At 45.3% G+C, this 13,224-nt stretch carries 9 protein-coding genes and 1 other annotated feature (1 of these 10 running past the window's edge); of the genes, 5 read left to right on the forward strand and 4 right to left on the reverse strand.

Going from position 1 to position 13,224, the window contains the following annotated elements:
* Positions 1-125 (forward strand) — a binding site (T-box leader) (it extends 86 nt beyond the left edge of the window).
* Positions 126-180: 55 nt separating this feature from the next.
* The 4 genes from leuS (at position 181) to ACYQ4S_RS04715 (ending at position 7,058) form a co-directional block, all read left to right on the forward strand.
* Positions 181-2,598: a leucine--tRNA ligase gene (gene leuS / locus ACYQ4S_RS04700; RefSeq protein WP_459769668.1), complete on the forward strand. Its 2,418-nt coding sequence runs from the start codon at positions 181-183 to the stop codon at positions 2,596-2,598.
* 68 nt (positions 2,599-2,666) lie between these two features.
* Positions 2,667-4,427, forward strand: coding sequence for an ABC transporter ATP-binding protein (locus tag ACYQ4S_RS04705; protein ID WP_459769670.1), 1,761 nt, complete (start codon positions 2,667-2,669; stop codon positions 4,425-4,427).
* A gap of 200 nt (positions 4,428-4,627) precedes the next feature.
* Positions 4,628-6,289, forward strand: a complete 1,662-nt coding sequence (locus ACYQ4S_RS04710) for a putative polysaccharide biosynthesis protein (RefSeq protein ID WP_459769672.1) — start codon at positions 4,628-4,630, stop codon at positions 6,287-6,289.
* A gap of 49 nt (positions 6,290-6,338) precedes the next feature.
* Entirely contained in the window at positions 6,339-7,058 is a 720-nt protein-coding gene (locus ACYQ4S_RS04715; protein ID WP_459769673.1) for a pseudouridine synthase, read from the forward strand.
* Between the two features lie 284 nt (positions 7,059-7,342).
* Here the strand turns inward: ACYQ4S_RS04715 and ACYQ4S_RS04720 are convergent, their stop codons facing one another.
* The gene (locus tag ACYQ4S_RS04720; RefSeq protein ID WP_346025543.1) at positions 7,343-7,609 is read right to left on the reverse strand and encodes a hypothetical protein; all 267 of its coding nucleotides are present in this window, start codon (positions 7,607-7,609) and stop codon (positions 7,343-7,345) included.
* A gap of 529 nt (positions 7,610-8,138) precedes the next feature.
* Positions 8,139-8,987, reverse strand: coding sequence for an NAD(P)H-hydrate dehydratase (locus ACYQ4S_RS04725; RefSeq protein WP_346025542.1), 849 nt, complete (start codon positions 8,985-8,987; stop codon positions 8,139-8,141).
* A gap of 184 nt (positions 8,988-9,171) precedes the next feature.
* On the opposite strand from ACYQ4S_RS04725, the gene pepV reads away from it, so the two are divergent.
* A complete protein-coding gene (pepV, locus tag ACYQ4S_RS04730; protein WP_346025541.1) occupies positions 9,172-10,581 on the forward strand; it encodes a dipeptidase PepV in 1,410 nt (469 codons plus the stop codon).
* Between the two features lie 128 nt (positions 10,582-10,709).
* On the opposite strand, the gene ACYQ4S_RS04735 is transcribed toward pepV, so the two are convergent.
* Together ACYQ4S_RS04735 and ACYQ4S_RS04740 are read right to left on the reverse strand one after the other, a co-directional pair.
* Entirely contained in the window at positions 10,710-11,855 is a 1,146-nt protein-coding gene (locus ACYQ4S_RS04735; RefSeq protein ID WP_459769676.1) for a GerMN domain-containing protein, read from the reverse strand.
* A 23-nt stretch (positions 11,856-11,878) separates the two neighbouring features.
* Positions 11,879-13,072, reverse strand: a complete 1,194-nt coding sequence (locus tag ACYQ4S_RS04740) for an iron-containing alcohol dehydrogenase (RefSeq protein ID WP_459769677.1) — start codon at positions 13,070-13,072, stop codon at positions 11,879-11,881.
* Positions 13,073-13,224 lie beyond the last annotated feature (152 nt).

Below are 13,224 nucleotides of genomic sequence, written 5' to 3' on the forward strand. Positions count from 1 at the left end.
CGCCTGACAAGTTGCCTCGGGGAATCAAGTACCCGCTGCCGTTTTCCGCGTTAAGGACTGGAGGCTGTTTTACTTCATGTAAAACAGTAAACATAGGTGGTACCGCGATCATTAACGCCCTATGAGTAACAGCTCGTCTGTTATTCATAGGGCATTTTTTAATTTAAAGGAGAGAATTGTATGTCATTCAACCATAAGACGATCGAACAGAAGTGGCAGGCTGTCTGGGAAAAGAACCAGACGTTCAGAACCACTGAAGATAAGAACAAGGATAACTTTTATGCACTTGATATGTTTCCTTACCCATCAGGTCAGGGGCTTCATGTCGGGCATCCAGAAGGATACACGGCAACAGATATTATTTCACGCATGAAGCGTGCGCAGGGCTTCAATGTGCTTCATCCGATGGGATGGGATGCCTTCGGTCTTCCGGCTGAGCAGTATGCACTGGATACCGGAAATGATCCGGCAGAGTTTACTGAACAGAACATTCAGACTTTCAAGCGTCAGATCAAGTCGCTTGGTTTCAGTTATGACTGGGACCGTGAAATCAATACGACAGATCCTGACTACTATAAATGGACGCAATGGATTTTTACGAAGCTGGTTGAAAAAGACTTGGCTTATGAAGCGGAAGTCCCTGTCAACTGGTGCCCGGCACTTGGTACCGTTCTTGCAAATGAGGAAGTCATTGACGGAAAATCCGAACGTGGAGGACATCCAGTCTACCGTAAACCGATGAAGCAGTGGATGCTTAAGATTACGGCATACGCAGATCGTCTGCTGGACGATCTGGAAGAAGTGGACTGGCCAGAACACATCAAGGACATGCAGCGTAACTGGATCGGTAAGTCTGAAGGAGCTGAAATCACTTTCGGAATCAAGGATTCTGCTGAATCGTTCACTGTCTTCACAACTCGTCCGGATACGATTTACGGAGCGACCTATGCTGTTCTTGCACCGGAATCAGATCTGGTCGACAAGATCACCTCAGCTGAACAGAAAGAAGCAGTCGATGCTTACCGCACTGAGGCAAACAAGAAATCTGACCTTGAGCGTACGGATCTGAATAAAAATAAAACGGGTGTCTTTACAGGAGCTTATGCAGTCAACCCTGTAACCAACGAGGAGATGCCGATCTGGATCGCTGACTATGTCCTGGCTTCATACGGTACTGGGGCAATCATGGCTGTTCCTGCTCATGATGAACGTGATTATGAATTTGCACAGAAATACGATCTGACGATTCGTCCAGTCATTAAAGGTGGAGATACAGACAAGGAAGCCTATACGGGTGACGGTGAGCATATCAACTCTGATATCCTGAACGGATTGAATCAGGAAGAGGCAATTGCGACAATCATTGCTTATCTAAAAGATAATAATATCGGAGAGTCTAAGACAACTTACCGTCTGAGAGACTGGCTGTTCGCCCGCCAGCGTTACTGGGGTGAACCGATTCCTGTCATTCACTGGGAAGATGGCACGACAACCACAGTGCCTGAAGAAGATCTTCCGGTAACCTTGCCTAAAACGGATGAAATCAGACCATCCGGTACAGGTGAATCACCGTTGGCCGTCATTGAAGATTGGGTCAATGTAGTAGACGAAAAAACAGGTATGAAAGGGAAAAGAGATACGAACACGATGCCGCAGTGGGCAGGAAGCTCGTGGTATTTCCTTCGTTTCATCGATCCAAAGAACCCGGACCAGCTGGCAGATCCTGAAAAACTGAAACAGTGGCTGCCTGTCGATCTTTATATTGGCGGAGCGGAACACGCAGTACTTCACCTGCTTTATGCTCGCTTCTGGCACAAATTCCTTTATGATTTAGGTCTGGTTCCGACTAAAGAGCCATTCCAGAAACTTTACAACCAAGGTATGATCCTGGGAGAAAACAATGAGAAAATGTCCAAGTCAAAAGGGAATGTTGTCAATCCAGACGTCGTAGTGGAAGAATACGGTGCAGATACATTGCGTCTATATGAAATGTTCATGGGACCTCTGGATGCAGCCATCGCCTGGAGTGAAGACGGACTGGAAGGCGCACGTAAGTTCCTGGACCGTGTCTGGCGCCTATTCATCGATGAAGATGGAAAAGTCAGAGACCGCATCACCACTTATGACGACAAATCTCTAGAGGTTGTCTTCCATCAGACTGTGAAGAAAGTGACGGAAGATTATGAGAATCTGCAATTCAATACAGGAATTTCCCAGTTGATGGTTTTCATCAATGCCGCGTATAAAGCAGAAGGTCTGCCGCTTGACTATGTCAAAGGATTCATCAAGATGCTGGCACCGATCGCACCTCACGTCTCGGAAGAACTGTGGGCGAAAGTGACCGGAGCTTCCGAAAGTATTTCCTATGAAGAGTGGCCGTCATATGATGAAACTAAACTGGTTACGGATGAAGTAACGGTCGTTTTCCAGATCAACGGAAAGGTTCGTTCAAAAGCACAAGTGTCGAAATCGATAACGAAAGACGCACTTGAAGAACTGGCGCTTGCAGACAGTAGAATCCAGGAGATGCTGGAAGGACAGACCGTACGAAAAGTTATAGTTGTCCCAGGGAAACTAGTCAACATCGTAGCTAATTAACAGTTAGGGGATAAAAGGGAAGGTATGGTCCTTCCCTTTTTCTCTGTAAAATAAAGTGAGGAAAGCTTATGCAAAAATCATCCGACCTGAAAACTCCAACAAAAAATGACCTGAAAAAATTTACTCAACTGATCTGGTCAACGAAGATCTCAAAAGGGCTCATTGCAATCGGACTCGCAGGCAGCCTCCTGACGACCTTTACACAACTGATGATTCCACTCGCCACTCAGCAGTTCATAGATGGCATCGAATTCGACCAGTTTGGACCGTGGCTAGCTGCTCTGATTGTAGGTATCTTCATTTTTCAGGTTATTTTCAATGGATTTTCAAATTATGTGCTGCACAAGATCGGTCAACGGATAGTGGCGAGTCTGCGTTCTTTTTTATGGAATAAAGTGATCAAGCTCCCTGTTTCCTATTTTGATCAGTATGCATCAGGAGAAGTGGTCAGTCGGATCACGAATGATACGACGATCGTCCAGAATCTGATCTCGTCCTTTTTTCCGCAGTTTATCAACGGGATTCTGTCCCTGTTTGGTATTTTTATTATCTTGGTACTCATGGACTGGCAGATGACTTTGGTCATGCTGACGGCAGTTCCACTTGCACTAATGCTGACGCGTCCTCTAGGAAAGAAAATAGCTAAAGTATCCAGAGAGATGCAGGATGAGACGGCCTCGTTTTCCGGAAAGATCCAGCAAACGATCGCTGAAATCAGACTGATGAAATCCTCAACAGCTGAAAGCTATGAACAGTCAAAAGGTAAGAAGGACATTGAAAAACTTTACACCATCGGATTAAAAGAAGGTAAATACATGGCCATCATCGGTCCGCTTATCTATACGCTTATGATGGGGGTCATGGTGTTCGTCATCGGTTACGGAGGTGTACGCGTAGCCAGAGGACAGATGACTACGGGTCAGCTGGTAGCATTTCTGCTTTATCTGTTCCAAATCATTTTTCCGATCATCACCTTCATGAACTTCTTCATGCAGATGCAGAAAGCTGCCGGTGCAACAGACCGCATCTCATCTATTTTAGAAGAAAAAGAGGAAGCTGAAGAACAGGGAGAAGACAGAACCATTGCTGACCTGCCTATTATTTTTGATCAGGTCAGCTTTTCCTATGAATCTGAGAAAGAAGTGCTCAAGTCCATTTCCTTTGAAGCACTTCCGGGAGAAAAGGTTGCGTTTGCTGGTCCAAGTGGTGGAGGGAAATCCACACTTTTTGCACTCCTGGAGCGGTTCTACACACCAGACAGTGGAGAGATTCGAGCAGGAGAGGTGTCTATAGAGACAATCTCGCTCAGTTCATGGCGCAGTCAGATCGGGTACGTTTCTCAGGAAAATGCGATGATGTCTGGAACCATCCGTTCCAATGTCTGTTACGGGCTGCCGGATGCCGACAGCATATCCGACGAGCGCTTGTGGGAAGTACTTGAAATGGCTTATGCTAAAGAATTTGTGGAGGAGTTTCCGGGCAAGCTTGATGAACCGGTTGGCGAACGAGGTCTGAAATTGTCAGGCGGACAGAGGCAGCGGATCAATATTTCCCGTGCCTTTTTAAGGGATCCTAATATCCTGATGATGGATGAGGCGACAGCCAGTCTGGACAGTCAGTCTGAGGAAAAAGTATCTAGTGCATTGAAGAAACTCATGGTCGGGCGGACCACTTTCGTCATTGCCCACCGCTTGAGTACGATAGTAGACGCAGACAAGATTCTGTTCATAGAACAGGGGCGTTTGACTGGTATAGGCAGGCACGAGGAATTGATGAAGACGCATCCTCTCTACAGATCCTTTGCTCATCAGCAGCTGGCAGATGAATGATGTGACAGTTTAACGAAAAAGAGATGAAAAATATTTATCTTTCGCTCAAAAGATTGCACGGAAACACTTAAAGCAGTAAAATAGAGTCTGTTACAAAGGAGCACTTTGCTCCTTTTTTCTATGAAAAGCGATAGGTAAAATGAATCCAGCGCACACAGGAGTGACAGCCAGCTGGTATCGAGTGAAAAGAGGGTTCTAGAATGAGTTCTGAAGCAACAAAAGGATTAACTAAAGAAATGTCTCATGACGAAAGAATGATAAGCGGAACTGCCTGGATGACTGCCGGAAGCATGATTTCCCGTATATTGGGTGCCTTGTATATCATTCCCTGGTATGCCTGGATGGGTGGACAGGGTCCGGGAGATGCAGCGAATGCATTGTACCAGATGGGTTATACGCCTTATGGGTTCTTTCTTGCTCTGGCGACGGCTGGCGTACCGAGTGCTATATCCAAACAGGTGAGTTACTATAATGCATTAGGGGAGTATGGGGTTTCAAAGGCCATATATAAACAGGGTCTCAAAATCATGGCTATCACTGGAGTCGTTTCAGCTCTGGTCATGTTTGTAATGGCACCGCTGCTTGCTGAAGCCAGCCCATCAGCCAGCGCATCTGAAGCCGTTCTAGTCATGCGCTCACTGACTCCGGCTTTACTCATCATTCCTGCTCAGAGTGTCACACGCGGATTTATCCAAGGACATAATACGATGAAGCCGTCTGCAGTGTCTCAAATACTGGAACAGCTGGCTCGAATCATTTTCCTCCTGTCAACTGTGTATGTCATCAGAGAGGTCAATTCCGGTGAAGTGGTGACAGCCGTTGCATTCTCTACCTTTGCAGCGTTTGTGGGAGCAATTTTTTCACTAGGTTATCTAGGATTTGTGCTCAAACGCATGAAGACAGCCTTCAACTATGAGCCTGAAGAAAGCAAAGGCGAGGTATCAGTCTCACCGAACGAGCTGATCATAAATATTATTAAAACGTCGATTCCATTCATCATCATTGCGACTGGAATCATCGTCTTTCAAATCGTCGACCAGGTCACATACGGCCCGCTCATGTCTGCCTTTTCAAATATGAGCGAAAGCATGATCGAACAGACTTACGGAATCACTCAGGCCAATGCACATAAACTGATCATGGTACTCACTTCTTTCGGTACGGCCATGTCGATCGCTTCAGTTCCTCTTATCAGTGATCTGATTGCGAAAAACAATATGAATGAAGTGCGCAGACAATTTTCAAAAGGAATCCAGCTTCTGCTGTTTGCCATGTTCCCTGCAGCAATTGGTATGGCTGTCGTCGCTGAACCGTTGTACACCATTTTCTACGGCAACAATGCTCTCGGAACTGGCATCACACAAGTGTCAGCTGTGATGAGTATATTCGTTGCACTATATGCGGTGCTGGGGAATATGCTTCAGGCTGCCAACCTGACTCGTCCGGCTATCAAAGCTCTGATGACCGGACTGGTAGTAAAAGTGGTCACCCAGGTTCTATTCGTATCATGGCTCGGTCCATACGGCATGCTGCTTTCATCTATCGCCGGTTTTGGCATAAGCTGCTGGCTGATGATGCGTATCATGCATGAACACACACACTATTCCGCAAGCAGACTGTTCAGACGTTCCCTTTTGATCCTGATTTTATCTGGAGCTATGGGAGTTGGAACACTTATTGTAAAATGGGGACTAGGATTCATCCTGAATTATGAAATAAAAATGCACTCGTTGATTGCGCTTGCAATAATAGCAGTAGTCGGGATCCTTATTTATGGTTATCTTGTGCTGAAAACGAGACTAGCTGACCGACTGATCGGTGCTAAAGCTGAACGTGCACGAGCTAAATTTAGAATGAAATAGAATACTCTTTGCACACTCAAGAGTTTATGAAATAACGAAAGGAGAGCATATGAGACTTGATAAACTGCTGGCCCACAGTGGCTTAGGCACACGAAAAGAAGTAAAGAAACTGTTAAAAACCAAAATAGTCGAGGTCAATGAAAAAACCGTGACGGACCCGAAGACTCATGTCGATCCTGATACGGACAAAGTAACGGTCGGTGGAGAAAAACTGGATTATCAGGAGTTTGTCTACTTCATGATGAACAAGCCTCAAGGCGTTATCAGTGCGACTGAAGACCTGATGCATGAAACCGTGCTTGATCTTCTGGAGATGCAGGACAGTCTGCAGGAGCCTCATCCGGTCGGTCGTCTGGACATCGACACAGAAGGGCTGCTGATACTGACAAACGACGGCAAGCTGACGCATCGACTGCTTTCACCGAAGCATCATGTAGACAAGCGGTATTATGCAGAAATAGACGGCATAGTCACTGAGGAGGATATCGTCCAGTTTAAAGAAGGTGTAACTCTGGATGACGATTATGAGACACTTCCTGCCGATCTGGAAATTCTGTCAACAGATGAGGAAGCTGGAACGTCAGTCATTGAACTGGTTATTCGAGAAGGTAAGTTCCACCAGGTCAAGCGCATGATACAGGCAGTCGGGAAAGAAGTGACCTACCTGAAACGCCTTGAAATGGGGCCAATCAAACTCGATGACACACTTGAACTTGGTGCTTACAGAGAACTGACGTCAGAAGAAGTCGAGTTATTGAAGAAAGCGTAAATATAAAAGAGATGCCCTTGAATCCGTCCAACTAATGCTGGAAACTTGGATTGAAGGGCATCTTTTTTTGTATTATTGGCCGATCGAAGGAAGTTAATCTGTTGGATTACTTAAATAGTCTTAAGACAAATGTTTGCAGATTTAGAACAAAACAATCATTTATAGTGAGGAAAAAGCCGCCAAATCGGCTTTTAACTACTTAAACAGACGATCAGTATCTGTTATGTAGAAGACAGCAAAATGACCAGCTATAGCCATTTGTCAGGCAACGACTGGTCATTTATTTATAGCACAAAGGTTTGAAGAACGAGCGCCAGGAAGCCGGCACCGACATAGGAGAACGCCAGAGCCATCGTCCATTTCATTTTTCTCTTATCCTGTTCGTGTTCTTCTTCTGTGACATATTCGCTTGCCTGAGGTGTGGACCACAGGGCGAACACGAAAAATCCGGCAATACCGAAAAAGTACAGAAGGTCCAGATTCATCAACATCAGGAGAAAACCGAGGAGAAACACCCAGATAGAATTGATCAGCAACTTATTTTTTTTCATCGTACACACATCCCTCTATGTGAACTACCCACCACTTAAATCCTCCGGATTTTGAAGTGGGGGCTTCCTACGAACTCCATTCTTGTCTGCACAGGTTTCATGCAGACAGAGGAATCGGATATGGGTAGGCTCAAAAGGCAGTCCCTGCCTCATAGGTTTTCTTTTACTTGGCTAACGCCAAGGAATACTCAGTAGGCTTGGTTGTCGCCTATATAGACTTGGTTATCGTCTATATATAAAGTATACCAAATGAGAATGACATTAACCACTTCAAGCTATCGCTTGACCGAAATTCATCTCCCACTTTCACTGGTGCTTCGCACCCATACGCTTAGAAGTGGGAGATGAATTTCGGAATTACGTTAAAAACTCTATCTGCATAAGTGTATCTTTTTTTATACTTGTTGACAATATATCCATAAACAGACAGAGGAAATTTAGGAAATTCTTCATAGATAACAATGAGTTTGTCAGACCACTTGGAAGGGAAATTGCCTTGTCCGATATCTTTTATGAATCCAAAGACCACTCAAACGAACCGTTTCCCACTGTCGTATTTTGAAAAAGTTTTCATTGTTTCAGGAATCTGCTCAATAATATGTGTTGGCAAGGTAACGTACTGGTGTCTGGCTAGTTCATCGCCAATGTAGCTGTGCAGGTATACGGATGCCAGAACAGCGTGTTTCTTATGCTCAAACTGTGCGACAAAACCGGCAATCATTCCAGCCAGAGCATCACCCATGCCACCGGTAGCCATTGCAGGATTCCCGGCAGTATTTTCCCAGACTTCATCCTCGTAATAGACCTCCGTCCGACTTTTTTTCAAAACCACTACCGCATTCAGATCCTTCACTTTCTGATGGTTCAGTTCAACGTCTTGATCATCGATCGGTACACCAGTCAGTGTACGCCACTCGCCTAAATGAGGCGTCACGATCAGTTCTGCTTTCAGAGGAGGGAGATTTTCATTGACATGCAGATGAATAGCATCCCCATCCAGAACTAGGATTTGCTCCTCGTCAATTGTTTCATAAACGGTTTTCATTACATCAGCCGCCCTCTGATCACGACCCAGACCCGGTCCAATGACGATCACATCCATCCCATCGATCATGGATTCCAACTGCTGGAGATCATACAACGTCAGACACATCGCTTCAGGAAGTCTGGAGTGAAGGGCAGCGTGATTACTTGGATCTGTAGCTACTGTCACCAGACCTGCGCCGCTGTGAACACAGGCTGAAGCAGATAAAATAATCGCGCCACCCATATTTTCGTTACCTCCAACTAACAGTACCCGACCATACGTACCTTTATAACTGTCTTTTTTTCGTTCAGTAATAAAGGCTTCTACTTTTCTTTTAGTTATTTTATTCATCTGGCATGCCTCCTTTCCTTTAGTTTACTCTTCAAATACTATCCAGTCGAGTAAAACCAGTCAGCATGTTTAGTTGACTGTTATAATGTGGAAAGAAGTGTTCGTGTCATCTTTAATTGGAGTTTAATGAAATAAATGATAAAATAGAGAAAGAGACACGAAAATGTATAGGAGGAATGTAAGAATGACTGAACACTCAATTGACTGGAAAGCTGAAGCGGCGAAACGTAAAGATGCGTTTCTGGAAGACTTGTTTGACCTGCTTCGTATCGATAGTGTACGTAATGATGATAAAGCAACAGAGGAAGCGCCTGTTGGACCTGGTCCCAAAGAAGCACTTGAGGCATTTCTGGCTTTAGGTGACCGTGACGGCTTCACAACAAAAAATGTAGATAACTGGGCTGGCCACATCGAATACGGTGACGGAGACGAACTCATGGGCGTACTGGCTCACGTCGACGTTGTCCCTACAGGAACGGGATGGGAAACAGATCCGTTTGAACCCGTGATCAAAGATGGCCGTCTCTATGCACGTGGATCAAGCGATGACAAAGGACCTGGTATGGCGGCTTATTATGCGATCAAGATGATCAAAGACCTTGATCTGCCGGTCTCCAAGAAAGTCCGTTTCATCATCGGAACAGATGAAGAAAGTGAATGGAAAGGCATCAAGCATTACCTTGAAACTGAGCCTGAACCTGACTTTGGTTTCTCACCGGATGCCACATTCCCGATCATTAATGGTGAAAAAGGGAATACAACTGTATTCATCGAAACAAAAGGAGACGGGTCCGGAGCATCAAATGAATTAGTTCAGTTTGAATCAGGCCTGCGTCCGAATATGGTTCCTCAAGATGCGGTAGCCGTCGTTAAAAGTGACGACCCTCAAGCTATCGAATCTGGACTGACTGACTTCCTTAATGGACTACCAGTCAAAGGGACAGCGGCTGTGGACGGAAACAAAGTAACGCTGGAATTCACCGGTAAGGCGGCTCACGGAAGCAAGCCGGCCAGTGGAGTCAATGCAGCGACTTACCTGGCACGTTATTTATCAGACTTTAATTTTGGAAAAGATGCAAAAACTTTCTTGGAAGTCATCACACTTTATCTGCACGATGATCCTGAAGGGAAAAAACTGGGTATCGATCATACGGACTCCGTAATGGGAGAGCTGACTTCCAATCCGGGTGTCTTCTCCTATAAAGCAGAAGAAGGCGGAAAAATCACGGTCAATATGCGTTACCCTCAAGGGACAACAGAAGATAAGATCTTAGATACTTTCAAAGACAAGCTGTCTCAGTATGATGTAGAGCTTTCAAACAGTGAAGGGAAGGAACCTCACTATGTTCCTGCCAACGATCCGCTTGTGACAACGCTACTGGACGTTTACCATCGTCAGACTGGGCTTGAAGCTCACGAAATGGTTATTGGTGGCGGAACATACGGCCGTCTGATGGAACGCGGAGTCGCATACGGCGCAATGTTCCCGGACAGTGTTGATACGATGCACCAGGCCAATGAATTCATGGCTGTAGATGATCTTATGAATGCAATGGCAATCTACGCAGAAGCAATCTACGAACTGATCAAATAAAGATAAGCTGAATGAAAAAAGGAAGAGCCGCGGCTCTTCCTTTTTTCTAATATGCTCAAATTAAAATTACTCACTAAAAGAAGCCATTCCTGAGAATAAAATGGCTTCTTTAGTACTTATTCCGTTAGTTACCAGCTGACTTGTGAATGGTCAACTGTCCAAGTCTCTCCTTCTTCCCTGTGGAGGTGTCCGGAAGAGTAGGGCTCATCATCGACTGTCAGCGAAACCTCTTCAACATTGTAGTAGGCTCCAATGGTATTGACCAGTGCCTGAACAATGAGTGACTCGATTCCCGATCCGGCATTCATATCATCAATCAGTTCTACGGAAAAGTCGGCATATGCAATGCCATCATCTCCAAGATACATATAGTTGATTTCAGCTGACCCAGCAATCAGAGCTAAAGAGTCGTAACCCTCGGCCTGTCCTCTCAGGACTTCTGTCAAAGCCACTCGAATGGGCTCGTTAGTATACAATTCAATAGACGTATTGACAGCTTGAAGCTCAGTAGCCTGATCATCGAGTGTAAAAACTGTCACGGAATGTTCTTCTGGCTGATTTTCCGCAAGTTCTGTCAATGTTGAACGAATCTCCATCTCATCGTCACCGGGATTTGAAATGCGCTCGACCAGCCCAATGCCATCAGCATAGTAATACACTGTCGTATTGCCTTCGCGTTCGCGCGTCAGTTCGATTGCATCAAAGGTTCCGAAAGGGAGGTCAATTTCAACTGCCACATCAGTTATTTCAGTTACTGAGCCAGTCGGGCTCTCCCAGGAGTGACCGGCTTCAATAGGCAGCTGGAGAATAATTTCGTGGTCATCCTGCGCACTGCTCAATCCGGTGTCCATCATATCATCTCTGAAATAGGTTTCCGGACGTACAAAAATTTCCCGTATTTCATCCTCAGTATACTCATAGACAGTAACCACATCGGTTCCAGCAGTCGACTCAATCATCTGAAGCGTGTCATCATGGGCGAACTGAGGATAACGGGTGAATGAGGCATACTCTATGCCTTCACCCTCGTATTCAAGCCAGGTGTCTTCCAGCTTGGGGAACCAGACTTCAAGATCTTGTGATACGGCATAGTCATCTTCAGTAAGGTCGTCCGTGTCGTCTTCATCTAAATCTTCGTCATCCTGTTCGGGTGCGATGACTTCTTCATCCGGCTCGTCGATACCCTCACTGTCATCTTCGTTATTGCAACCAGCGAGAACGAGACCAGCGGAAAGCGTCAGATACGTATACTTCAGCCAAGTGTTCTTCAACATTCTTACCACTCCTTAATGGGTGCTCAATAATTTTTGTAAAGAGCCGTTCTATAGATTTCTCTTGAAACATCCAAAGTCTGGTCGCCACGTTCCGAAATAGAATCATTGCCGTGTGCTTCGAGTTGTGACACTAAGGTATCAATATCCTCTTCTTGAACGTTGACTTCAGAAAGGTTGACGGGCATGTCGATCGACTTGAAGAAGATGATCGTTTTAAGAATAGCTGCATCAATTTTATCTTCTTCAGTCCCATCTAGGATGCCCCAGACTTTTTCGGCATATTGAACTAGTTTGTCCCATTTCTTGAGTTTACGAACCGTCATCACAGCCGGCATGATTGCAGAAAGCGTACGTGCATGGTCTGTATTGTTCAAGACAGTGATCTCATGGCCAAGTGCATGTGTCGACCAGTCTCCAGGTACTCCTCTGGACAGCAGGCGATTCAGCGCCAGTGTAGCGGTCCACATAAAGTTAGCTCTTAAGTTATAGTCATGCTTCGATTCGTCAACGACATCGGGCCCGATTTCAATCAGGATGCGAAGTAGACCTTCAGCGAATTCATCCTGTACTTTTCCTCCCACAGGATATGTCAGGTACTGTTCCAGTATATGAATGAACGAGTCGGTAATGCCATTAGCCAGTTGTCTTTTTGGAAGGGTATAGGTCAGTTCAGGTTCTAGAACGGAAAATTTCGGAAAAACTTCCCAGCTGCTGAAGCTGACTTTAGCTTTCTTCTCCTTGAATGAAATAACTGACGTCTCATTCATTTCGGATCCAGTAGCGGGGAGAGTAAGAATTGTTCCGAAAGGCAGGGCAGACTGTACAGGTTTGCCGGCTCCGACCCCTTTTCCGAAAATATCAGACGGGTCTCCATCGAATTCTGCTGCTGCGGCAATGAATTTCACGCCGTCAATGACCGATCCGCCACCGACTGCCAGCAGATAATCATATCCTTCTTCCTTGATAAGCTCCACGGCCTGCATGCAAGTTTCAAATGTCGGATTAGCTTCGATTCCGCCGAATTCGCCGACAGTCTCGTGTGACAAGGCTTGTTTTACACGGTCAAGTGTTCCGAATCGTTTGACGCTGCCGCCACCGTATAAGATGAGAACTTTCTTATCAGAAGGGATGTGCTTATCTAATTGTTCGATTTTATTTCTTCCGAACAGTATTTTAACAGGATTGTAAAAAGTAAAATCAGATATCTCTGGTTTCATAATAGTGCCTCCTTTGTAGTATATGGTTACTGTCAAATTTTTTTGTTCTTAAAGGTCTATAACCGTTGTTCTATCAAGGAAAAGACAAAAAACACTTGCCCCTCCCTCATTTATCGGTAAAATAGTAGGTATCCGACTACCAAACTATCCCC

The sequence above is a fragment of the Alkalibacterium sp. s-m-28 genome, from assembly GCF_054658175.1.

Bases quoted from the DNA above. Each gene is read 5' to 3' on its own strand.
- leuS (WP_459769668.1), top strand. From the start codon at position 181: ATGTCATTCAACCATAAGACGATCGAACAGAAGTGGCAGGCTGTCTGG.
- ACYQ4S_RS04705 (WP_459769670.1), top strand. From the start codon at position 2,667: ATGCAAAAATCATCCGACCTGAAAACTCCAACAAAAAATGACCTGAAA.
- ACYQ4S_RS04710 (WP_459769672.1), top strand. From the start codon at position 4,628: ATGAGTTCTGAAGCAACAAAAGGATTAACTAAAGAAATGTCTCATGAC.
- ACYQ4S_RS04715 (WP_459769673.1), top strand. From the start codon at position 6,339: ATGAGACTTGATAAACTGCTGGCCCACAGTGGCTTAGGCACACGAAAA.
- ACYQ4S_RS04720 (WP_346025543.1), bottom strand. From the start codon at position 7,609: ATGAAAAAAAATAAGTTGCTGATCAATTCTATCTGGGTGTTTCTCCTC.
- ACYQ4S_RS04725 (WP_346025542.1), bottom strand. From the start codon at position 8,987: ATGAATAAAATAACTAAAAGAAAAGTAGAAGCCTTTATTACTGAACGA.
- pepV (WP_346025541.1), top strand. From the start codon at position 9,172: ATGACTGAACACTCAATTGACTGGAAAGCTGAAGCGGCGAAACGTAAA.
- ACYQ4S_RS04735 (WP_459769676.1), bottom strand. From the start codon at position 11,855: ATGTTGAAGAACACTTGGCTGAAGTATACGTATCTGACGCTTTCCGCT.
- ACYQ4S_RS04740 (WP_459769677.1), bottom strand. From the start codon at position 13,072: ATGAAACCAGAGATATCTGATTTTACTTTTTACAATCCTGTTAAAATA.